This is a genomic window from Streptomyces sp. McG3 (assembly GCF_018619185.1).
GTDB lineage: Bacteria > Actinomycetota > Actinomycetes > Streptomycetales > Streptomycetaceae > Streptomyces.
This window is the reverse complement of record NZ_JAAXYC010000034.1, coordinates 19,786-42,286: the sequence shown is the minus strand read 5'-3', so window position 1 is coordinate 42,286 and position 22,501 is coordinate 19,786. Positions and strand designations below refer to the sequence as shown.

The window sequence follows — 22,501 nt, the reverse complement described above, 5'->3', positions numbered from 1 at the left end:
AGCGGGAGCGGCCCCGTACAGCGCCCCTGGCGGGCGCCGCGCCGGCCCCCGCCTCCGTCCCCGCCGGCGCCCCGGAACCGGCCTACCGGGTCTCCCTCGCCACCTGCCAGGAAGACGTAACGGCGGCCCAGCGCCTGCGCCACCTCGTGTTCGCCGGGGAACTCGGAGCCCGGCTGGAAGGGCCCGAACCCGGCCTGGACAGCGACGCCTTCGACGCGTACTGCGACCACCTGCTGGTCCGTGAGACCGCCACCGGGGACGTCGTCGCCACCTACCGGCTGCTGCCGCCGGACCGGGCCCGGATCGCCGGACGCCTCTACGCGGAGAGCGAGTTCGACCTCACCCGGCTCGCCCCGATCCGCGACGACCTCGTCGAGGCCGGCCGCTCCTGCGTCCACCCCGCACACCGCGACGGCGCGGTCATCGCCCTCGTCTGGGCCGGACTCGCCCGTTACATGGAGCGCACCGGCCACACCTGGATAGCGGGCTGCTGCTCCCTCCCGCTGGCCGACGGCGGCGCGAGCGCCGCCCGGAGCTGGAACACCGTACGCGCGAACCACCTCGCGCCGGAGAAGTACTGGGTCACCCCGCACCGCCTCTGGGACTCCTCCGCGCACGGCACGGAAGCCGGCTCCCGGGCGGACCTCCCGCCGCTGCTGCGCGGCTACCTCCGGCTCGGCGCCCAGATCTGCGGAGCCCCCGCGTACGACCCCGACTTCAACGTCGCCGACCTGTACGTCCTGCTCTCGCTGCGCCGCACCGACCCGCGCTACCTGCGCCACTTCCTCTCCCTGGCCCCGTTGCGATGAGCGTCTGGCTGCCCGTCGCCCCGTGCACCCCGGACGGCTGCGCCCGGCACACCGGAGCCGTACGCGCTCCGCTGCCCGCCGCCCTCCTGCTGCTGGCCGGCTGCGCACTCGTCCTGCTGGGGGTCGCCTGCGTCCCGCTGGTACGGCTGCTCCGGCCTGCCCCGCGGCGCCGCCTGACACGGCGCTGGGCGCGCGCCGTCCCCCGGGCCTTCGGCGTACGCGTCACCGTGCGGCGGCACGCTCCGGAACCCGCCACGGGCGGCGAGCTCGTCGTCGCCAACCACATCTCCTGGCTCGACATCCCGCTGATCGCCTCCGTACTGCCCGGCCGGACGGTCGCCAAGAGCGAGATCCGGCACTGGCCCCTGCTCGGCCCCCTCGCCGCGCTCGGCGGCACCCTGTTCATCGAACGCGACCGGCTGCGCGCCCTGCCCGCCGCCGTCGGGGCCGTCGCCGGGGCCCTGCGTTCCGGCTCCCGGGTCGTGGTCTTCCCGGAGGGCAGCACCTGGTGCGGGCGGGACGGCGGCGCGTTCCGGCCCGCCGTCTTCCAGGCGGCGATCGACGCCGGTGCGACGGTCCGGCCGGTCCGCGTCGCCTACCGCACCGCGGAACACCGCTCCGGACCGGCGGCGGGCGCCGTCGCGTTCGTCGGGTCCGACCCGCTCGCCGCGTCCCTGTGGCGGGTGGTGCGGGCGGCCGGACTCACCGCCCGGATCGACGTCCTCGCGCCGATCCCCGTGGACGGCGAGGACGGCCGCCGCGCCCTGGCCCGCAGAGCACGAGCGGCCGTCCTCGAACCCGAAGACCCCCTCCGGTCCCGTCAGACCGCCGTGGCCAGCGACAGGGCGAACCGCCCCGCCGAGTCCGTCCACCACTGAGTCAGCCGCATACCGGCGGCGGCCAGCTCCTCCCGGACGTCCTCCTGCCGGAACTTCGCCGACACCTCCGTACGCAGCTCCTCACCGGCCTCGAACGGCACCACGAGGTCCAGCTCCCGGATCTTGACGCTCAGCGCCCGGCGGGCCCGCAGCCGCATCTCGATCCACCGCTCCCGCGGATTCCACACCGCGAGGTGGTCGAAGTCGTCGAGCGGGAAATCGGCCCCCAGCTCACGGTTGACGACGGTGAGGACGTTCTTGTTGAAGGCCGCCGTCACCCCGGCCGCGTCGTCGTACGCGGCCACCAGCGTCTCCTCGTCCTTCACCAGGTCCGTGCCGAGGAGCAGCGCGTCACCGGGCGAGAGCAGCGAGCGCACCGACCGGAGGAACGCCGCCCGCTCCTCCGGCAGCAGATTGCCGATCGTGCCCCCCAGGAACACCACCAGCCGGGGCCCCGGTGTCCCCGGCAGGGCCAGACCGCCGGTGAAGTCCGCGATCAGCGCGTGGACGGACAGCCCCGGGTGCTCGGCGAGCAGCGACTCGGCCGCCCCCGTCAGCGCGCTCTCGCTCACATCCACGGGGACGTAACTGTGCAACCCGGGGAGCACGTCCAGCAGATGACGGGTCTTCTCGGACGACCCCGAGCCCAGCTCGATCACCGTCCGGGCGCCCGACGCCGCGGCGATCTCCTCGGCACGCGCCTGGAGGATCTCCCGCTCCGCGCGGGTCGGGTAGTACTCCGGCAGCCGGGTGATCTCCTCGAACAGCTCGCTGCCGCGGGCGTCGTAGAACCACTTCGGCGGCAGGGTCTTGGGACGCCGGGTCAGGCCGCTGAGGACGTCGGCGCGCAGCGCCGCGTCCGTCGCGTCCACCGGCAGGGTGCGGGTCAGCAGGAAGGGACTCACGCGGTGGGCTCCTTGAGCGGGGTGAGCAGGACGTCCGTGGAGGTCGCGACCAGCAGCGTGCGGTCGGGGACCTCGCGCCAGAGCGGGTCGTCGTCGTACGGCTCCGAGGCGACCGCGGTGCGGTGGCCCGGTGTCGTGAGATACCAGAGGGTGTCGCCCCAGGCGGTCGCCGTGATCGTCTCCCCGTCGGTGAGGAGCAGATTCAGCCGGGAGCCGGGCGCGGCTGCCGCGACCTCCCGCACGGTCTCCGCGACGGCGCGCGGCACATCGTCCCCGGCGTCGGTCCGGTGGCGGATCAGCGCCCAGACCAGCGCCGAGTCGTTACGGGCGGCCAGCGACAGGAGCCTCTCGGGGGGCAGGGCCGCGGCCGCGCCGGCGAGTGAGCCGGGCCAGCCCCGTACCATCCCGTTGTGGCTGAACAACTGCCGCCCGGCGGTGTACGGCGCGGCCGCGGCCTCCCCGTCCGCACCCGCCTCGGTGGCGTCCCGTACGGCGGCCAGCAGCGCGGTGCTGCGGACCACCCGGGCCAGATCGGTGAAGGTCTCGTCGCCCCATATCGGTCCCTGACGGCGGTAGCGTCCGGGTACCGGGTCCCCCTCCGCGTACCAGCCGACCCCGAAACCATCCGCGTTCACCGTGCCGTGACGCTGGCGGCGCGGTGCCCAGGACTGTCGCACCAAAGCGTGCGGAGGCCGCAGCAGGATGTCGCCGAGCGTCACCGGCTCGCCCACATAGGCGATGTGACGGCACATCAGGCGCTCCTCGCGGTACGGAATCCGGAGAAGATCTGCCGCCGCACCGGAAGGTCCCAGTTGCGGAAGGTGCCCCGGCAGGCGACCTCGCCCACGGCGAACGAGCCGCCGCGCAGCACCTTGTGTCCCGGCCCGAAGAACACCTCCGAGTACTCGCGGTAGGGAAACGCCACGAACCCCGGATAGGGCAGGAAGTCGCTGGAGGTCCACTCCCACACATCGCCGATCAACTGCCCGGCCCCGGCGGGCGAACGGCCCGCCGGATAGGCGCCGGACCGTGCCGGACGCAGATGGCGCTGCCCCAGGTTGGCCCGCTCGGGCGTCGGGTCCTCGTCGCCCCACGGATAGCGCCGGGAGCGGCCGGAGGCGGGATCGTGGCGGGCGGCCTTCTCCCACTCGCTCTCCGTGGGCAGCCGCCGCCCCGCCCAGCGGGCGTACGCGTCCGCCTCGTACCAGCTGACGTGCAGCACCGGCTCGTCCTCCGGCACCGGCTCGGTCACCCCGAACCGTTGGCGCAGCCACTGCCCCGCCTCCCGCCGCCAGAACAGCGGTGCGGTCAGGTCGTGTTCACGGACCATGGCCCAGCCCTCGGGCGCCCACCAGCGCTCGTTCCGGTACCCGCCGTCCTCGATGAAGCGGAGGTAGGCGCCGCAGGTGACCGGCGAGGTGTCCAGGTGGAACGCCGGCACGTCGCGCCGGTGCGCGGGCCGCTCGTTGTCCAGGGCCCACGGCTCGGTGGAGGTCCCCATCGTGAACGGGCCCCCGGGAATCAGGACGTCGTCCCCGAGCGCCTCGGCACCGACGGGCGGGGGCGGCGCGGGCGCGGTGAGCGCCGCAGGACCCGCGCGCAACTGATGGGTGATCAACATGGTCTCGTCGTGCTGCTGTTCGTGCTGGGCGATCATGCCGAAGGCGAACCCGGCGCGCTCCAACGGGCGCCCGCCCTCGTGCAGCGGTGTGCCCTCCAGCAGGTCCAGTGCCCGCCCCCGTACGTCGGAGGCGTACATCCTGGCCTCGGCCGGCGCCAGCAGCGGCAGTGAGGGGCGCGAGGCGCGGGAGTGTTCGAAGGCGTTGTAGAGTCCGTCGATCTCGGGGCGCAGTGCCTCCCGGCCGCCGACGGCGCGCAGCAGCCACTGCTCCTCCTGGTTGCCGATGTGCGCCAGGTCCCAGACCAGCGGCGACATCAACGGGGAGTGCTGAGCGGTCAGTTCACCGTCGTCCACACTGTCGGTGAGCAGTGCGGTGCGCTCGCGCGCGGACAGCAGCGCGTCGAGGGCACGCCGCCGCAGTGCCTCCGGATCGATGCCGGGTGCGACGGGGAAGCCGGTCGACGCCGTGGAGCCGGCCGGATCGAAGGCGTCGGAGTGCTCGCGGTGCCGGGTGTCTTCACGGTGCTCGGTCATGCGGAGGCCGCCTTTCCGGGACGCGGCGGGGTGCGATCGTTCGGCAGGCCCGGACCGGTCAGGAGGCTCGGACCGGTCAGCAGGCTCTGACCGGCCGACAGGCTCCGACCGGTCAGGTCGCCGGGCTCGGGCAGGTCGTCGGCCGGACATCGGCCCCGGGCGACATAGCGGTCGGTGAAGGCGGCCACGGTGTCGAGCACCGCCCCGCTCGCTCCCATCCGCTCCAGCGCCGGGAGCGCCGCCCCGAAACAGGCGGTGGCCGCGGCCCGCAGCTCCGGGTCGGCGAGCCCTTCGCGGGCGGCCGCCGTCCAGAGCGGATTACGTGGTGGGGCCGGTGCGCCCGACGTCTCGGCGAGCGGCTTCACGGTGCGGTACACGGACTCGGCGGCCTCCGGGTCGTCGAACAGGGCCGTGGCGACGGCGAGTGGCACCAGCCACCCGTCGGGCCCGCTCTGGGCGTCGATCATGCGCAGTTCGAGATGACCGCGCGGCCGGACCGGAGGGAACAGCGTGGTCAGGTGGTAGTCGAGATCGGCCCGCACCGGCGGCCGGGGCGACCCGGTACGGATCCACTCACGGAAGGTGAGCCCTTGCGGCACGTCCCAGGGGCCCTCCTCGCACCGGATGCACAGCACCGTCGTGTCCAGCACGTGCGCGGCCCAGGCCTCGCGCGGGGCGCGCCCGGAACCCGGCGCCAGGGTCCGGCCCGGGTCCAGATCGGCCCACAGCGACTGCCGGGTGGAGCGCCAGCCGGTCCGGCGGCCCTGCTGGAACGGCGAATTCGCGAACGCGGCCACCAGCACCGCGCCCAGCAGGTGCGCGAGCTGCCAGCGCCGCCCGTAACCGAGCGGCCCCGGCTCCTCCTCGCCCGCGTCCAGGCAGACCTGGACCGACGCGGAGGTGCACATCATCGCCCGCCCCGCCGGCCCCGTACGGTCCAGCGCGGCCTCCATCGCCTCGTAGCGGGGCTCCCGCAGCCTGCGGTGCGGCGCCTGCCACGGGTCGACGCCGAGCCCGACCGGTGCGAGCCCCGCCGTGCCGAGCGTGGCGCGGACCGCCGCCAGATCGGCCGCGGTGGTGTCGACGCACTCCATGAGGGAGCCGGCGGGCTGCGAGCTGAGCTCCAGTTGTCCGCCCGGCTCGAACGTCAGCGCCGCGCTCAGCGGCAGCGCGCGGACCGCCTCGACGGCGCTGTCCAGCCGCTCCTGGCCGACCGGAAGGTCAGGTCGTTCCCGGTCGTGGATGAGCCATTCGAGTTCCACCCCGACGGTTCGGGGCGGGCCCGTCTTGAAACATATGCCGCGCAGTAAATCCTCTGCCCCGCTCTCGTCGAGGGGGGCGGCGTCCGGGCGCGAGCCGGTTGCGCCGGAAATGTCCAAGTCCATGGGGCCTCCTTCTCAGCCGCGTACCTACCAGCCAAACCCGTACCCGGAGATCGCACAAGGGTGCCCCCGAGTCGAAAGAATCCGGTTGCGCCCAGGCCGGGTTCCCCGTCAGCATGCCCCGTATGCACCACACGGGGGAGCGCGGGTGAGCGCACGGTTGCGCGGTATCGCGCGCGGGACACAGGCGGTCGTCGAGGCCGGGACATATCGCAACGCGGCAGGTCAGGACGTGTCCATCGCACGGGCCGTGGCCGCCGCCCTGTCCGGTACCAGGCTCTACGGGCCGGCCCCGGTGCCCGTCGCGGCCCTGGACACCGACCGCACCCCGCACGTCGAGGTCACCGGCGAGAGCAGTCTCGCCGCTGCCCGCCGGATGACCGACGATGCGCCCGGCCGGGTCGCCGTCCTCAGCTACGCCTCGGCCCGCAATCCCGGGGGCGGCTACCTCAACGGCGCGCAGGCCCAGGAGGAGGCCCTGTGCCGGGGCTCGGCCCTCCACGCGACCCTCCTGCGCGCCCCCGATTACTACGCGCACCACCGCGCCGAACGCAGCGCCTTCTACACCGACCGGGTGATCCACTCGCCCGGGGTGCCGGTCTTCCGCGACGACCGCGGCGCCTTCCTGGACGCCCCCTACTCCGTCGGCTTCCTCACCTCGCCCGCGCCCAACGCCGGGGTGATCCGGCGGCAGAACCCCGAGGAGGCCCACCGCGTCCCGGCGGCCCTGGCCTCCCGCGCCGAACGGGTGCTGGAGGTCGCGGCCGTACGGGGCTACCGCAGACTGGTCCTGGGGGCCTGGGGCTGCGGGGTCTTCCAGAACGATCCGGCACAGGTGGCGGAGGCGTTCCCGGCCCTGCTCGGCGAGGGCGGCCGGTTCGGCGGCCACTTCGAGCAGATCGTCTTCGGGATCCTGGACCGGGACCCCGAATCCGCCGTCCGGGCCGCCTTCGCCCGGACCTTCACATGACCCGGGCACCGGCGTCCGGACCGTGCCCGGCGCGCCTCACCACCGCCCACCGCGTCGCATTTTCCCGCCGCACCGCTTCCCGCCGCGTCGCCGCTCAGCTCCAGCCGTACCGCTCGCGCAGCCGCCCGGCGACCCGGTCGAACCGCTCCCGGTCCAGGGCGCACGCCTCCCGGCGCATTCCGTCCTCATGGACCCGCAGCACCCGCTCCAGGCCGGCCCAGGAAGGCCGCCCCGAGCTGTCCCAGGGGCCGGCGCCCAGCGCCACCCACTCGTGCTCCCGGTCGTGCTGCTTGCTGGAGAGCTGGACGGCGAGCAGCGTGCCCGCCTCCTCGCGGGCCACGACGAGCACCGGCCGGTCCTTCCCCCGCCCGTCGTTCTCCTCGAAAGGCACCCAGGTCCAGACGATCTCACCGGGGTCGGGATCGCCGTCCCGATCGGGTGCGTAGGAGGTACGCACGGGGCCCACGTCGTCGGTATCGGCCTCCGTCGTCGCGGTCGGCCCGCTGCTGCCGGGCACGTCAAAGGGGTTGTCGGAACGGTACGCGCTGTCGTGGAACGTCATCGCAACACCGTAGAACCTTCACCGCCCGATCCCGGGAGCGGGGCGTCGGGCCGGGTCCGCGGGGCGGCGTTCCGGCCACCGTGACCGGAGCTGCGGGGCCCGGGCCGAAACCCGCTCCCACGGGTCTGGAAGACTGCCCGACGCCATGAGCCAGTTACCCAAGCAGCCCGCCGAAGTCTCCGTTCCGACCAGCGCCGATGTCGCGCGCCTCGCCGGAGTGTCCCGGGCCACCGTGTCGTACGTACTGAACAACAACGCCACCGTCCGGATCAGCGAACCCACCCGACGCCGGGTCAGGGAGGCAGCCCTCCAGCTCGGTTATGTTCCGCACGCCGCGGCCCGCAGCCTGCGCGCGGGACACAGCCGTATGGTCCTGCTGCCCTCCGGTCACATACCGGCGGGACCCCTGCACCAGTACTTCTTCGAGGAACTCCAGTCCGGGCTGCGCCGCCTGGACTACACCGTCGTCCAGTACGGCAGCGTCGGACTCACCGCCGACGAAGCGGCCACGGCCTGGGCCGAACTGCGGCCCGTCGCCGTCGTCGTACCGCCGGGCATCGCCCTCACCCCCCACGGCACGGGCATCCTGACCCGCTCCGGAGCCAAGGCGGTGATCACCCTGGGCCCCGGCCCGGTGGCCGGAGCGCACGGCCTGGTCATGGACCAACGCCAGGTCGGCGCCAGCGCGGTGGAACACCTGCTGGCCCGCGGCCGTCGCCACATCGGCGTGGTCATGCCCCAGGAACCGGGCCGGGTGCCCTTCTCCGAACCCCGCCTCATCGGGGCACGCCGCGTCGCCGAACCGGCGGGGGCCCGCGTGTGCCCCCTCCCGCTGCGGTACGAGGAGGAATCCGCTCAACAGCTGGCCGCCCGCTGGCCGGAACTGGGACTGGACGCGGTGTTCGCGTACAACGACGAGTACGCCATGCTGCTGATGCGGGCCCTCCAGGACGCCGGGGTGACCGTGCCCGCCGACACGGCGGTGATCGGCGCCGACGACTCCCTCATCGGCCGGCTGCTGCGTCCCCGGCTGAGCACGGTCCGGATGGAACTCGCCATGCCGCAGCCGCTGGCCGAGACGATCGACCGCATGGTCCAGCACCCGGGCGGACCCCCGGTCCATCAGGATCTGCTCCGCACCAGCGCCGTGCACCGGGAATCCAGCTGACCGCCTCCGGCGCGACGACATGCGCGACGCACGGCGGATGTCTAGCGTCGGAGGCATGAGCCACCCGCAGAGTTACGAGCTCCTCCTGATCCCCGACCACAGCAGGACGCGGACCGGAGCCCCCGGCCGACCGATTCGGTCCGCGGTCGTCGCCGCCACCGGCGAGACGGGGGCCTCGGGCTACCCCCGGTACGCGGGCGAGGGCATGGAAGCGGACGTCGACCCGGAGACCCGGACGGTGGAGGCCGTGCTCATCGACGGCGAGGAGCTGGACTACGGCATGTCGGTCCGCGTCGCCGGGGCCGAGGGGGAGCGTCCCGCGTCCTGAGAGGGAGAAGCCGGGAGGGGAGCAGAGCCGGGAGAACCCTGGCTCCATGCCCCCTCCCGGGCACGACCGAGGGCCCCGACCGTGTACACCGTCTCCACGGTGTCGGTCAGGGCCCCTGGGACGTGCCGTGCGCGGGGAAGGCCGGACTACGGGGCCTCCGGCTGCCCCTGGCCCGCCTCGGCCGCCCGCTTCTGCTCCTCGACGGACTTGCGGACCTCGTCCATGTCCAGCTTCCGGGCCTGCCCGATGACGTCCTCCAGAGCTGCCTCGGGCAGCGCACCGGGCTGCGAGAAGACCGCGACGTTGTCGCGGACGATCATCAGCGTCGGAATGGAACGGATCTCGAAGGCCGCCGCCAGCTCCTGCTGTGCCTCGGTGTCCACCTTGGCGAAGACCAGGTCGGGGTGGCGCTCGGAGGCCGAGTCGTAGACCGGTGCGAACTGCCGGCAGGGGCCGCACCAGGAAGCCCAGAAGTCGATCAGCACGAAATCGTTGTCGCTGACGACCTGATCGAAGTTTTCCTTGGTGAGCTCGACGGTGCTCATACGGGGGATACCTCTTCCTCTGCCGGTGGAGTCCTGACGGATCCTGTCCGGCACAACGGTGACTGCACTTGCGCTATTCCGCCTGCCCATGTGGCCGGGGCGCACACCCGCGAGGACACTGTTTCCATGACTGACGCAGGCAAGAACCCCGAGCGCTCCGAGTACGACGTGGTGGTCATCGGCGCAGGTCCGGTGGGGGAGAACGTGGCGGACCGGGCCCGCGCCGCCGGGCTCTCCGCAGCGGTGGTGGAGTCCGAGCTGGTCGGGGGCGAGTGCTCCTACTGGGCGTGCATGCCGAGCAAGGCGCTCCTGCGCCCCGTCGTGGCCCGCGCCGACGCCCGCCGGGTGCCCGGACTGGGCGCCGCGGTGCGGGGCCCCCTGGACGTGGAGGCCGTACTCGCCCACCGGGACGCGGAGGCGAGCCATTGGAAGGACGACGGCCAGGTCGCCTGGCTGGAGAGCGTCGGAGCGGATGTGTACCGGGGTACGGGCCGGCTCACCGGCCCCCGTGCGGTCACCGTCACCGCCCCCGACGGCACGGAGCGCCGGCTCACGGCCCGGCACGCCGTCGCCGTCTGCACCGGCTCCCGGGCCGTGGTCCCCGCCCTCCCCGGCATCGAGGAGGCCCGCCCCTGGACCAGCCGGGAAGCCACCAGCGCCAAGGAGGCTCCCGGCCGGCTCGTGATCGTCGGCGGGGGAGTCGTGGGCGTGGAGATGGCGACCGTCTGGCAGGCGCTGGGCTCCGAGGTCACCCTCTTGATCCGGGGCGACGGTCTGCTCCCGAAGATGGAGCCCTTCGCGGGCGAGCTGATCGCCGACGCGCTGACGGAGGCCGGGGCCCGGATCCGTACGGGCGTCTCGGTCACCGCCGTCCACCGCCCCGCACCGGACGGCCCGGTCACCGTCGACCTGGACGACGGCGACCGTATCGAGGCCGACGAGATCCTCTTCGCCACCGGCAGGGCACCGCGCACGGAGGACCTGGGCCTGGAGACGATCGGCCTCGAACCCGGCACCTGGCTCAGCGTGGACGACAGCTGCCGCGTCGAGGGGACGGACTGGCTGTACGCGGTCGGGGACGTCAACCACCGCGCCCTCCTGACCCACCAGGGCAAGTACCAGGCCCGCATCGCGGGCGCGGCGATCGCCGCCCGCGCCGGGAACGGCCCCTTGGAGACCGCCTCCTGGGGAGCCCACGCGGCCACCGCCGACCACACGGCCGTCCCCCAGGTCGTCTTCACCGACCCGGAGGCCGCGTCCGTCGGCCTCACCCTCGCCGAGGCCGAACGCGCGGGCCACCGCGTACGCGCCGTCGACCACGACCTCGCCTCGGTCGCCGGCTCCGGCCTCTACGCCGACGGCTACCGGGGCCGCGCCCGGATGATCGTGGACCTGGACCGCGAGATCCTGCTCGGCGTCACCTTCGTCGGCCCGGGCATCGGCGAACTCCTGCACTCGGCGACGATCGCGGTCGCGGGGGAGGTCCCCATCGCCCGCCTGTGGCACGCGGTCCCGGCGTATCCGACGATCAGCGAGGTGTGGCTGCGGCTGCTGGAGACGTTCCGAGGTTGAGGAACCGCCGCCAAAGCCGTTCTGCCGTGGCCCTGCGAGCCAAGCGGACAGCCGTCGACGGCACGTGGGCGCCGGTGGGCGCCGCGGGGTTTCGTCGGATGAGGCAGGCGGCGGATCGTGCCGCCCTGCTCAGTGCCCGCCAGGGGCGGCGGTTCCGCCATCGCAGGCCGACGGCACGCGATACCCGCACCCGCGTCTCCTCATGCCGGCGCGTCGAAGCCGCCGGCCCGGTACCGGCCGTGCGGGCCGAGGTCGAGCAGCACGCGGACGACGTCCTCGGCAGGCATCGGCGGCGGACGTCCCACCGCCTCGCGCGCGAGGCGGTGGGACGTCGAGGGGTCTGCTCGGACTCCTGGTCGGCATGGGCGGCGCCGACGTCAGGTCTGCGGTCTCCCGCCCGCTCACGGGATCCCTGATGGTCCGGGACGGTGTCGCTCATGTGCTCGCGGCGGCCGAAGCCGTGCGGCCGGGCGAAGGTCCGCCCCCCTCACCCGTGGCTGCCAGGAGCCGTGCCGTGCCGGGTGTGTCGACGCGCGATGGCCGACACGACGTCCCGGCGCGGAACCACGCAGCGGCCCGCACCGGGAGAACGGTGCTCACGCGGTGGGGAGCACCGCTTGACGCACCTCGCGGATGACGGTGACCCGGCCGCCGTCGCCGGGCTCGGGATCGGGGATGACCGCTTCCGGGTCGACGAGGTAGACCTGCCGGCCGTCCAGCGTCAGCCGGCGCGCGATTTCCAGCACCATGCGCCGGGCCACGTCGTCGATCGCGTGGACCCGTGTGAGGTCGATGGCCACCCGGGCCTCCTGCGGATCGGTGTCCAGGACCTCCCGCACCACACGCTCGGCTCCCGCGAAGCCGATGCCGCCCTGGAGTTCCAGAACGCGGAGAGCGTCGGGTCCGCTGCCGAGGACGTGGCTGGACCGCACGACCGCCCGCCCCGCGGAGGGGACCTCCATCACGTGCAGGCCCATGTCGGAGGAGAAGCGCTCGAACAGGGACACCCCGCGGACGCTGTTTCCGTGGCTGTCCAGGCGCGGCGAGAAGGTGGCGATGCCGATACGTCCGGGAAGCGCGCCGATCAGGCCGCCGGCCACCCCGCTCTTCGCGGGGATGCCGACCTGGGTCGTCCAGTCACCCGCGGCGTCGTACATTCCACAGCTGAACATGACGCTCAATACCTGGCGCACCACCCCTTCCGGCACCACCTGTTCACCCGAGAGCGGGTTCACGCCGCGGTTGGCCAGTGTCGCCGCCATCATGGCCAGATCCCGCGTCGTGACGAGCACCGAGCACTGCCGGGTGTAGCCGTCGACGACCGCCCGCACGTCCTCGGTCAGGATGCCGTGGCTGCGCAGCATGTGCGCGATGGCGAGGTTGCGGTGCGCGTGCTCCATCTCCGACGCGCACACCGCCTCGTCCATCCCCAGCCGACGGCCGGCGAAGGCAGAGAGGCCGTCGAGCACGCGTCGCACCCGCTCGGCGGGGCCGGCTCCCGCCTCCGCGACCAGGGAGTGGACGGTGATCGCACCGGCGTTGATCATGGGATTGAGCGGGCGTCCCGTGCCGCTCTCCAGGGAGATCTCGTTGAACGCTTCCCCAGAAGGCTCGACGCCCACCTTGGCGAGCACCGGGCCGAAACCGCGGTCGGCCAGCGCCAGGGCATACGCGAACGGCTTCGAGATCGACTGGATCGTGAACGGGACGTCGATGTCACCTGCGCCGTGCACCCGCCCGTCGACGGTGGCGAAGACCGCGCCGAGGCGCTCGGGGTCCGCCGCCGCCAGCTCGGGGATGTAGGCGGCCGGTTCCCCGGAGGCGTCCGGCTCCACCTGCCCCAGTACCTCGGCCAGATAGTCGGGAATGATGGGCCGCATTCTTACCTCTCCGATCGCACCACCCATGTCCGGCGCGGGGTGCGTCCTGACCGTGTGCTGCGTCCTGTGGCCGGGGCGCCTCCGCGGCGCCGCCGTTCGCGTGGCCAGGCTACCGACCGGGCCGGTGCGGATCGGCCGGCCGTGGATCGCCGGTCCCCGCGGGCCGCGGCGTCACCAGGATGGTGGTCGCCACCTGGGGCGTCTCAGTGCCGAAGGCGGCCCTGCGCACAGGACCCGCTGCCGCGAACGCGCTGTCCCTGTCGAGCACGTGGACCACTCACCCGCCTCCGCGCGCCCGGACCTCCCAGCCGTGGGATCGACTGGTCACCAGCGGCGTCTCGTGAGGTCTGGTGCGAAACGGAATGAGCAGCCGAATCTGTCGCGCGCGTCGCTCAGCCCCTCACATCGGCCGCAAGGCGGTGCCGGCGGCGGTAGTCGCCGGGGAGCGAGCCGGTCTCCCGGCGAAAGCCGATGCGAAAGTCATCGGCGGTGCCAAGACCGGAAGCCGCGGCGATCCGTTCGACGGACAAGTCAGAGGTCTTCAGGAGCCGCCGGGTGACCAGCACCCGCTGCAGCGTGAGCCACCGCACGGGCGGCATGCCGGTCTCCTCGCCGAAGCGACGGATGAAGGTGCGCCGCGACAGGGCCGCGTGGCAGGCCAACTGGTGAACGGTCAGAGGCTGCTCCAGGCGCCACATGGCCCAGGACGGATTCTGGCCAGATCGTCACGGGGCGGGCTGAGCACGTCAACGTACTGCGGTAACACATCTGGGCACCCCCGCGAGGAACAGGCCATCGCAGCGCGAGGGACCGAGGAGGGACAGGAGGTATTCAACGCGCGGTGACTGTGTACGCGGGGAGCGAGCGATTGCCGCGCGGCTTGGCGACGGCCTGGAGAACGTCGGTCTGGCTCAGGACGAGCTGTCGCAGCGGCTCGGGTAGCGCGGCCATACGCTCGTGTGCTGCGGTCAGGTCGCGGCAGGCCGCGATTTCCCAGTCGCCATCCTGCAGATCTTCGGTGTCGACCGGCCTGCTCCCGTCGGCCGTCCAGCCGGCCTCCGGCAGAAGCCGCAGCAGCGCCTCGCGGGAGAAGGGCGTGCGAACGTTGCCCTGGCCGTGCGACCCTGCGGCCTCGATCTGTCCCTGGATCAGCACGGCGAGGAGGTGCGCCAGCTGGTCGTCGGATGCAGGGGTCAAGTCCCATTCGGTGAACCAGAGGCGTCGCGCCCACGGCCGTACCCGGGCGAGTGTGTCTCGCAGCTGTGCAAGCGAGGCGAAGTACCAGGAGCAATGTGCGAGCACCACGTGGTCGAAGGTGCTTTCGGGGAATTCGACCGATGGGTCGAGCACGTCGGTGGTGAAGCGGAAGTCGATGCGGGACCCGAGAGGGCCGGCTGAGAGCCGGGCTGCCGATTCTCCCAGGGTGACAGGTGCTCCGTAGGAGGGTTCGGCCACGTCGGTGGCCACCACGCGCCCGGTGGGTCCGACCGCTTCTGCGAGGACGGCGGTCATATCGCCTTGACCGCAGCCGAGTTCGAGGATGGTGGAGCCCGGTGTGATGTCCCAGCTCGCCACGAGCGCCGCTCGGTGGCGAGTCTGGGCCAGCTGGATGTCCGGGCCGTGATCGGCGGCGGCCATGCCGGCCGCGAGCGAGGGAGCCTTGGCGCGTAGGTCGGAGTGATGCACGGAATCCTTCGTCATGCTCGGCGGGTTGGTACGCGGGCAGCAGTGGCTACGACTTCCGGGGCGTCCGGTGATGACCTCCGGTTTCCACGTACGTCGGTGTGATGCGCTGATGGCATCACACCGACGTACGTATCGACAGCCGAGTTTCGGGCCGCCCGCTCGCGAAATTCCCACCGAGGCCGGTGAACCTCCTTGTTGCGCGGCACGAGCCGCAGCCGTGGCGGAGGGTTCCCTGATCACTGAGGAGCCGCACCGAGTCGACCGCCGTCGCGTCGGTCCACTGCTGGACGATGGCCGCGCGCATTCGGTAGTCGAGGGGAAGTCGTGTGCCAGGTGGCCGAAGCAGGTCACGCATTCCGAGTGCGGCCGCAGCATCGCCGCCACCGAGCTGGTGGGCGTCTCCGTTCAGGGAAGCCCACCAGCTGTCGCTGTTGCGGCCGATGTGCTGCAATGATCCCGTTGTCATTTGTCGTCCAATGGATGACACTTCTGAAGTCGTCGGCCCGCTGACAGGACGGGGGAGGTGCCGTGAACGCAGCAGACCGGCCGCCCACGGCCAGTAACGGCGCCCACAGCCCGGCGTCCTTCATCGCCGCCGCGGCGGCCCTTGCCGCCATGGACGACGCTCTGCGCGACGCGCAGGGCGAGCCCCTCGACGCCGTGGGCCCCGGCCCCGAGCAGGCGCTGGCCTCCCTGATGCTGCTGCGGCAGGTGCGCGAGCATCTCGCCGGCTGGGAGACCGGCCTGATCGAAACCGCCCGCGGCGCGGGCGCGAGCTGGGCCGATCTCGCCCGCCCTCTCGGTGTCGCCAGCCGCCAGGCCGCCGAACGCCGCTACCTGCGCGGCCGCCCCGGCGCCGCCGGAACCACGGGCGAGCAGCGCGTGGCGGCCACCCGTCAGGCAAGAGCCGCCGACCGCGCCACCGCCAACTGGGCCCGCGCCAACGCCGCCGACCTGCGCCGGCTCTCCGGGCAGATCGCCGCGCTCGCCCACCTCGCGCCCGGCGCGCGCTCGGCCCAGGACGCCCTGCACGCCGCTCTCGGCGCCGCCGACGCCGCTGAGCTCATCGCCCCCCTGGCGGGCATCCGCCCCTACCTCGATGCCCGCCACACCGGGCTCGTCGCATCCCTGGACGCCCTGGATGCCCCGACGCACAGCCATGCCCCTGGCGATGACTGACTCCCACGACACAGAGGCACCCCAAGCGGGTGTGACCCGAGCCCATCCCGAACCACGCCGGTGACGGTCAACGACCCGTCCCGGCCCTGCTCCTGTTCCCTTCATGACGTTCCCACAGAAAGAGATCCACATGAGCGGCAGTGTCGAGACGCTGGAATTCCAGGCGGAGACCCGCCAGTTGCTCCGGCTGGTGATTCACTCGATCTACTCGAACAAGGACATCTTCCTGCGCGAGCTGATCTCCAACGCCTCCGACGCCCTGGACAAGCTGCGGCTGGAATCGCTGACCGACTCCAGCCTCGAGACCGAATCGGCCGACCTGCACATTTCGCTGGAAGTCGACCCGGAAGCACGCACCTTGACCGTCCGTGACAACGGGATCGGTATGACCCGCGAGGACCTGGTGGAGCTGATCGGCACGATCGCCAAGTCCGGCACCGCCGGCCTGCTGGAGAAGATCAAGGAGTCGCAGGACGCCGCCACCGCCGAGAATCTGATCGGGCAGTTCGGCGTCGGCTTCTACTCGGCCTTCATGGTCGCCGACAAGGTCACCCTGCGCACCCGGCGGGCCGGCACCGACACCGGCACCCGGTGGGAGTCCGACGGCGAGGGCACCTACGCCATCCAGGACGTCGACGGCCTCCCCGTGGGCACCTCGGTCACCCTGCACCTGAAGCCCGCCGACAGCGAGGACGGACGCGCCGACTACCTCTCCGAGCCGAAGATCCGTCAGATCGTCAAGCAGTACTCGGACTTCATCCGCTGGCCCATCCGCATGGCCACCGAGCGGACCGCCGCCGATGGCGCGACCACCCGCGAGACCGACACGCTCAACTCGATGAAGGCACTGTGGGCCCGCCCCCGCACCGAGGTGACCGAGGACGAGTACAACGAGTTCTACCAGCAGATCAGCCACGACTGGCTGCCCCCGGCCGAGACGGTCCACATGCGCGCCGAAGGCACCTTCGAGTACGAGGCTCTGCTGTTCATCCCCTCGCAGGCGCCCTTCGACCTCTTCTCCCGCGAGACCAAGCCGGGCGTGCAGCTGTACGTCAAACGGGTGTTCATCATGGACGACTGCGAAGCGCTCATGCCCAGCTACCTGCGCTTCGTCAAGGGTGTCGTGGACGCCCACGACCTGTCGCTGAACGTCTCGCGCGAGATCCTCCAGCACGACCGCCAGATTCACGGTGTCCGCCGACGCCTGGTCAAGAAGGTCCTCGGCGCCCTCAAGGACATGCAGTCCAAGGACGCCGAGCGCTACACAACGGTGTGGGAGCAGTTCGGCCGGGCCCTGAAGGAAGGCCTGGTCGAGGACGCGGACAACACCGAGTCCCTGCTTCAGCTGGTGTCGGTAGCCTCCACCCACGACCCCGACAGGACCACCACGCTGCGTGAGTACGTCGAGCGTATGAAGGACGGCCAGGACACCATCTACTACCTGACCGGTGAGAGCCGCGCGATGGTGGAGAACTCCCCCCACATGGAAGCCGTCGCCGCGAACGGCTACGAGGTCCTGATCCTCACCGACCCCGTCGACGAGGTGTGGGTCGACCGGGTCCCGGCTTTCGACGGCCACCCCCTGCAGTCCATCGCCAAGGGCCAGGTCGATCTCGGCGAGTCCACCGACGACGAGAAGGAGGGCGAAGCCGCCAGGGCCCAGCGCGAGGAGGACTTCGCCGTCCTGCTGCCCTGGCTGACCACCGCCCTGTCCGACCAGGTCAAGCAGGTCCGCCTGTCATCACGTCTGACCACCTCGGCAGCCTGCATCGTCGGCGACGCCCACGACGTGACACCGACCCTGGAGAAGATGTACCGGGCGATGGGCCAGCAGATGCCCACCGTCAAGAGGATCCTGGAACTCAACCCCTCGCACCCGCTGGTCACCGCGCTGCGCACAGCACACGACGCGGACGCCGAGGATCCCACGCTCACGGAGGTCGCCGAGCTGATCTACGGCAGCGCACTGCTCGCCGAAGGGGGCGACCTGCCCGATCCGGCGCGCTTCACCCGGCTGCTCGCCGACCGCCTGGCCCGCACCCTGTAGGCACAGGGAACGGCCCTGCACAGACGCGGCGGCCGGTGTCGGAGTCCCGTACAGGACTCCGACACCGGCCGCCGCGGGGGCTTCGTCGCGACGTGCCGTGTGGACCGGGCGCCGGTAGGGCCCGCCGTTCATGTTCGCCGCTGTGTCCCGGTGGTCGACTCGCGCCCCGTGGTGAAGTAGACCGGTCCCTCTTCGGAACGGATGCGGAGAACGGCCCCGTCCAGTGACAGGGCGCCGCCCTCGACGGTCCGGCTCAGCAAGTCGACGCGGGCACACCGACTGACGAAGGCTTCGTCGGTGGCCACCAGGTCCATGTGATCGGCGGACATGATCAGATGGATACCGAGCCGCCCGCCGGCCCTGGCCACCTCGCGCAGGGCGGTGTGCAGTTCGGGTGCCAGACGATGGACCCGGGGGAAGTCGTCCATGGCCACGATCAAGTGTGGCGGGCGGCCCTGTTCGGAGGCGCCGCGGGCGCCTGCGGGAGTGCTTCGCCAACTCCAGACGTTCTCGCGGCGCCTCATTTCCCGCCGAAGCAGATTGCCCAGCGTCAGGACGTCCGTTCCGCCCCGGCGAAGGCCGAGGAAGGCGACGTCGCGTGGACGCTGCGCGAACCGGTCGAAACCGCTGAGGTTGTCGTAGTCGGCGAGGATGAAGTCCACCCCGTCGCCCCCCTGGTGCGAGATCTGCTCCAGCACCCCCAGCAGCAGGTCTCTGCGTACCCGCGCCGGACGTCCCTGGCACAGCAGGTGGGGACCCTCGCCACTGCCGGAGTCGCCGCGCAGGTCGAGCCGTACGGAGTTCAGCTCGGCGTCGAAACCGAGTGCGATCGTCAACGGATCGGTCTCCCGATTCGCCAGGGAGTCGAGAGCCTGGCGCAGCTGAAGCGCGGCGGGTCTGCGGGCGGGGTCGTCATGAAGACAGGCGCGGAGGATGCCGATGAAGGCGGGTTCGAGCGACTCCCTGGCTGCCTCCAGCGCGTCGGACGGGCCCCCGTAATAGCCCTGGCCGACCGCGGCCTCCACCAGGACGCACCCGAGAGCGTAGACGTCGGCCTCCCGGCTCGGTCCCTCCGTGGCGTCGTTCAGTTCCGGGGCCCGGTAGCGCGGGTGCTGGCGATGGACGGACCAATACCGACTGTCCACATCGTCCACCGACGCGGTCAACCACCCCAGGATCTGTGCGTCGCGCCCTGCGATCAGCACCCTGCCGGACGTCAGGGCTCCATGGACCAGACCCAGCTCGTGGGCCCGGGCCAGACCGCCCGCGAGCTGACGGGCGACCGCGAGCAGGCCCGCGTGGTGGAGGAGCCCGTGCCGACCGGTGAAGTCATGCAAGTTGGGAGCGGGTTGCGACGGCTCGTCCAGGGAACACAGGACGGCGTGCCACGGTTGCTCGTGGTCGGGCTCCCATGCCATCAGAAGCGGCGAGCAGGAGCCGTTCATGCGCTGAAGTGCGAGCACCTCCGTAGCGATCAGGTCGTGAGCGTCGGGCTCATCGGCCAGTCTCCGGATGACCAGCAGATGACCCTCCCCGTCGTGTGCGAGGAAGACACCGCTCTCGACCGGCCCGTACTCGGCGAAGACGTCGTACGGCAGAGCCCACCGGCCCTCGAAGCGCTGATCGGAGACCGTGAGCCGGCGCCACCGCGTCGTGTCGAGGGCGAGTGCCGGACCGGGCGGCAGCGGCCGCAGTTCGTCGTCCGGTGACGGCGGCGGTGTCTCGTGCTCGGAGACGTCCGGCGGCGAGACGCCGAGTCTGCGCAGGAGGGTATCGCCCACCCAGCCGAACGGCCTTCGCGAGTCGGCCGATACCCGATCCGAGCCGCCCGGGTGAGGTAGCCAGGCCGGGAAGTCAGCCGGAGAGCCGCTGAGTTCGCTGAGGTGGGCCGTCACCCTCCGCGTGGTGCGCACCAGTTCGGCGGGCGGTACGGTGCCGAGCAGGATCTGGCGGGTCTCCTCCGCGAAGTCGAACGTCCTCTGGTGCGGCGGGCGTTCCGTCTCGTCGGCGCTGAGCATGAGTCCGCCGAGAAAGACCTCGACCAGGTGGGACGTGTCCACGGCCGGAGTCACCGCGTGCTGGACGATCCGCATGACCGGCACGGGAAGCGGTGCGACGGAGGCCAGGTGCGCCGCGAGGCGATAGGCGTCCGCGGACGCGGAGTCCCGGAAGCGCGTCACGGCTTCCTGCGCGCCGACCGTACGGTCGCGATGCGGCGAGTGGGGCGGCTCCGGAGCGGGGACCGTGCGAGGCGGCAGGGTGAGCAGAGGCAACAGCGCGGTTTCTCCCGGGGAGCCGATCAGCCGGGACCACGTACCGACGACATCGCCGTCGGTGGCGAGCACCGGGACGGGCACCCCGTCGAAGGGAGCGAGTTCGGGGGGCAGCAACGGGTCTTCGACGCGCCAGGACCGGTTCGCCGCGCCTCGGCGTCGAGCCGTCACCCGCCACGACCGTGCGTCGATGCCCGTCCCGGCCCACAGGCGCCGGGGCAGAGTGTGCACCACCGCCGTCGGCCCGGCCGATGCGGCGCGCAGCAGCGCCTCGTGCATCGACCCGTCCCGCCAGGACCTGCCGACACCGTCGCTCACGACGAGCAGCAGCGTGTTGCCGGACGGGTCGAGCACCGCGGACAGGGGCAGGGTCGCAGCGGAGGCACCATAGGGGCGGCTACGCAGCCGCGGCCCGGTGGGACCGCGGGTGCCCAGGCCGTGGACGCGTACCTGGCGGAAGGCGCCGCAGCGTTCCAGCAGCCTTCGGAGCTCACTGGCGAGCCCCTGCCAGAGGAGCATCGAGACGCCGTCGTCGACGAGGACGGTCAGGTCGAGCCACCGCGTCGTCGCCGGGCGGAGCACGGCTTCCGGGAGCCCTGTCTCCGCCATGGCCGTGACCGTCGCGTTGATGTCGAGTTCGCTGCGCAGGAAGTCGGGGCGCATCTGCTTCAAGGGACGGAGAGCCCGCCCGAGGCGGAGTTCCGCGCCGCCGAGCGCCTTGACACCGGGAGCTCGTACGGCCATCGCCGGCCGGTCGGAACGGGCGGGGGGCTGTTGCGCGACAGGCGCGGCGTGCAGGCCGGTCTCCTTCGCCGGCCGAAGGACGGGGCCGGGCCCGGCATCCGTCGTCGCGGTGTTCTGCGCGTCGTGGCCCGGCAGCGGGGAAGCGACCGGGGTGGGGCCATCGGTGTCCTGGTGGGCGGGAACCGCGTCCGGCGGTTCGGCGAGGGCCGCAGCGCGCGCGAGTGCCGTGGCGGCGGACAGGGGCAGCCGTGCGGCCAGCCAGAGGACATCGAGGAGCTCCTCGGCGTCGAGCGGCTCGCCGTCCGCCGCCAGGGCCCTGCGGATCCGCCCGAGCTCGGGCCCAGCGGTCACAAGGTTCTGCCGAGGCGGTGCAGTACGGCGTCCAGTAGCCCCTCGGCGTCCAGTTCGACGCCTCCGCGGCGCAGGAAGACGGCGTTGAGCAGTTGGTCCGTGGCCAGTTCACCGCGGGCCCTGCGGGCGAGGAACGCGCGCATCAAGTCGTCGAACCCGTCCGTGCCTCCTTCCTGGCCGTCCGGGTCCAGGTGGGCGGAGATGATGGCGCGCAGCCGCTCCTCGTCCGGTTCCGGAAGGTCCAGACGGACGCATCGGCGCAGGAAGGCAGGCGGGAAGTCGCGTTCGCCGTTGCTCGTGATGATGACGACGGGGAACTCGGTGCAGCGGATACGTCCGCGGACGACGTCCGTCCAGGCGTCGGAGTCGGCGGTCATGACGCTCACGGCGGACTGCTCCTCCGTGAGCCGTGCCAGCTCCGGGATCTCGAACTCGCCCTCCTCGAAGACGTTGAGCAGGTCGTTCGGCAGGTCGACGTCGCCCTTGTCCAGCTCGTCCACGAGGAGCACCCGTGGGGATGCCGACGGCACGAGCGCGGTCCCGAGAGGGCCGAGACGTACGTAGGATCCGATGCCGGGCTCTTCCTGCGGTGTGTCGTCTTCGCCCGGTGTGTTCCGGCGCCTGTTGGTTTCGCGGAGGCGGCCGATCGCGTCGTAACGGTAGAGCGCGTCCTGGAGGGTGGTGCGGCTGTTGACCGGCCAGTGCAGGACGCGGCCCAGGGACAGTTCGTGGGCGAGGGCATGCGCGAGGGATGACTTGCCCGTCCCCGGGTGCCCGGTGACCAGCAGTGGCCTGCGCAGGAGGAGCGCGGCGTTGACGACATCGGCCTCCTGCGGGCCGATCAGGTACGGCCGGGTGCGCCGGGAGCGTGCTTCCTTGTCCCCGAAACGCCTCCACGGCGGTGCCTCGGGGAAGGAGACAGGGCGTGCCCGGCCGTCGCCCTTGAACAGCCGCCAGTCGGCGTCCTGCCGGCTGGCGGCCGCGCCATGGTGCCCTTGAGGTGCCTGGGCCGTCATCGTGTGTCTGCCTTCTTGTCGGGGAGGGACGAGGGGATGTCGGGAAGGGAC

General features: G+C 72.2%; 19 protein-coding genes. 8 read left to right on the top strand and 11 right to left on the bottom strand.

All coding sequences use genetic code 11. The features are described 5' to 3' along the window. The first annotated feature begins 26 nt into the window (after window positions 1–26). Both HET64_RS08675 and HET64_RS08670 read left to right on the top strand, forming a co-directional pair. Window positions 27–809 carry a GNAT family N-acetyltransferase gene (locus HET64_RS08675; protein ID WP_215103478.1) on the top strand — a complete coding sequence of 261 codons (783 nt, stop codon included), beginning with the start codon at window positions 27–29 and terminating at the stop codon, window positions 807–809. Next, the gene (locus HET64_RS08670; protein WP_215103475.1) at window positions 806–1,687 is read left to right on the top strand and encodes a 1-acyl-sn-glycerol-3-phosphate acyltransferase; all 882 of its coding nucleotides are present in this window, start codon (window positions 806–808) and stop codon (window positions 1,685–1,687) included. The genes HET64_RS08675 and HET64_RS08670 overlap by 4 nt, the downstream gene beginning before the upstream one ends. Here the strand turns inward: HET64_RS08670 and egtD are convergent. Genes egtD through egtA form a run of 4 tightly spaced genes read right to left on the bottom strand, consistent with a single transcriptional unit; the run spans window position 1,630 to window position 6,132 of the window. Further along, window positions 1,630–2,592, bottom strand: coding sequence for an L-histidine N(alpha)-methyltransferase (gene egtD, locus HET64_RS08665; protein ID WP_215103474.1), 963 nt, complete (start codon window positions 2,590–2,592; stop codon window positions 1,630–1,632). The genes HET64_RS08670 and egtD overlap by 58 nt on opposite strands. Further along, a complete protein-coding gene (gene egtC / locus HET64_RS08660; protein ID WP_215103473.1) occupies window positions 2,589–3,344 on the bottom strand; it encodes an ergothioneine biosynthesis protein EgtC in 756 nt (251 codons plus the stop codon). Before egtC ends, egtD begins: the two co-directional genes overlap by 4 nt. After that, a complete protein-coding gene (gene egtB / locus HET64_RS08655) occupies window positions 3,344–4,747 on the bottom strand; it encodes an ergothioneine biosynthesis protein EgtB (protein WP_215103472.1) in 1,404 nt (467 codons plus the stop codon). Before egtB ends, egtC begins: the two co-directional genes overlap by 1 nt. Next, on the bottom strand, window positions 4,744–6,132 hold the full coding sequence (egtA, locus tag HET64_RS08650) for an ergothioneine biosynthesis glutamate--cysteine ligase EgtA (protein ID WP_215103471.1): 1,389 nt from the start codon (window positions 6,130–6,132) through the stop codon (window positions 4,744–4,746). Before egtA ends, egtB begins: the two co-directional genes overlap by 4 nt. A gap of 145 nt (window positions 6,133–6,277) precedes the next feature. Between egtA and HET64_RS08645 the strand changes: the two genes are divergently transcribed. Then, on the top strand, window positions 6,278–7,099 hold the full coding sequence (locus tag HET64_RS08645; protein ID WP_215103470.1) for a TIGR02452 family protein: 822 nt from the start codon (window positions 6,278–6,280) through the stop codon (window positions 7,097–7,099). Between the two features lie 94 nt (window positions 7,100–7,193). Here HET64_RS08645 and HET64_RS08640 read toward each other — a convergent pair whose 3' ends face one another. Continuing rightward, window positions 7,194–7,661 (bottom strand): type II toxin-antitoxin system PemK/MazF family toxin, encoded by a 468-nt coding sequence (locus tag HET64_RS08640; protein ID WP_215103469.1) that lies wholly within the window; start codon window positions 7,659–7,661, stop codon window positions 7,194–7,196. Window positions 7,662–7,806: 145 nt separating this feature from the next. Here HET64_RS08640 and HET64_RS08635 point away from each other — a divergent pair, with 145 nt between their 5' ends. After that, complete coding sequence (locus HET64_RS08635; RefSeq protein ID WP_215103468.1) at window positions 7,807–8,829, top strand: LacI family DNA-binding transcriptional regulator; 1,023 nt, start codon at window positions 7,807–7,809, stop codon at window positions 8,827–8,829. 55 nt (window positions 8,830–8,884) lie between these two features. After that, window positions 8,885–9,157 (top strand): hypothetical protein, encoded by a 273-nt coding sequence (locus HET64_RS08630; RefSeq protein WP_007451487.1) that lies wholly within the window; start codon window positions 8,885–8,887, stop codon window positions 9,155–9,157. 146 nt (window positions 9,158–9,303) lie between these two features. On the opposite strand, the gene trxA is transcribed toward HET64_RS08630, so the two are convergent. Continuing rightward, on the bottom strand, window positions 9,304–9,702 hold the full coding sequence (gene trxA, locus HET64_RS08625) for a thioredoxin (RefSeq protein ID WP_018955724.1): 399 nt from the start codon (window positions 9,700–9,702) through the stop codon (window positions 9,304–9,306). A 126-nt stretch (window positions 9,703–9,828) separates the two neighbouring features. Here trxA and HET64_RS08620 point away from each other — a divergent pair, with 126 nt between their 5' ends. Further along, the gene (locus HET64_RS08620; RefSeq protein WP_215103467.1) at window positions 9,829–11,274 is read left to right on the top strand and encodes an NAD(P)/FAD-dependent oxidoreductase; all 1,446 of its coding nucleotides are present in this window, start codon (window positions 9,829–9,831) and stop codon (window positions 11,272–11,274) included. Window positions 11,275–11,870: 596 nt separating this feature from the next. On the opposite strand, the gene HET64_RS08615 is transcribed toward HET64_RS08620, so the two are convergent. From HET64_RS08615 to HET64_RS08605, 3 genes are all read right to left on the bottom strand, one after another. Further along, window positions 11,871–13,154 carry a glutaminase gene (locus HET64_RS08615; RefSeq protein WP_215103466.1) on the bottom strand — a complete coding sequence of 428 codons (1,284 nt, stop codon included), beginning with the start codon at window positions 13,152–13,154 and terminating at the stop codon, window positions 11,871–11,873. A 392-nt stretch (window positions 13,155–13,546) separates the two neighbouring features. After that, on the bottom strand, window positions 13,547–13,852 hold the full coding sequence (locus tag HET64_RS08610; RefSeq protein WP_215103465.1) for a helix-turn-helix domain-containing protein: 306 nt from the start codon (window positions 13,850–13,852) through the stop codon (window positions 13,547–13,549). A gap of 133 nt (window positions 13,853–13,985) precedes the next feature. After that, on the bottom strand, window positions 13,986–14,855 hold the full coding sequence (locus HET64_RS08605; protein WP_251144997.1) for a methyltransferase domain-containing protein: 870 nt from the start codon (window positions 14,853–14,855) through the stop codon (window positions 13,986–13,988). Between the two features lie 513 nt (window positions 14,856–15,368). On the opposite strand from HET64_RS08605, the gene HET64_RS08600 reads away from it, so the two are divergent. Beyond that, the gene (locus HET64_RS08600) at window positions 15,369–16,019 is read left to right on the top strand and encodes a type III effector protein (protein WP_215103464.1); all 651 of its coding nucleotides are present in this window, start codon (window positions 15,369–15,371) and stop codon (window positions 16,017–16,019) included. A gap of 130 nt (window positions 16,020–16,149) precedes the next feature. After that, on the top strand, window positions 16,150–18,066 hold the full coding sequence (gene htpG, locus HET64_RS08595; protein ID WP_215103463.1) for a molecular chaperone HtpG: 1,917 nt from the start codon (window positions 16,150–16,152) through the stop codon (window positions 18,064–18,066). 128 nt (window positions 18,067–18,194) lie between these two features. Here htpG and HET64_RS39635 read toward each other — a convergent pair whose 3' ends face one another. Together HET64_RS39635 and HET64_RS08585 are read right to left on the bottom strand one after the other, a co-directional pair. Next, window positions 18,195–21,434: an SAV_2336 N-terminal domain-related protein gene (locus tag HET64_RS39635; protein WP_215103462.1), complete on the bottom strand. Its 3,240-nt coding sequence runs from the start codon at window positions 21,432–21,434 to the stop codon at window positions 18,195–18,197. Next, window positions 21,431–22,450 (bottom strand): MoxR family ATPase, encoded by a 1,020-nt coding sequence (locus tag HET64_RS08585; protein WP_215103461.1) that lies wholly within the window; start codon window positions 22,448–22,450, stop codon window positions 21,431–21,433. Before HET64_RS08585 ends, HET64_RS39635 begins: the two co-directional genes overlap by 4 nt. Window positions 22,451–22,501 lie beyond the last annotated feature (51 nt).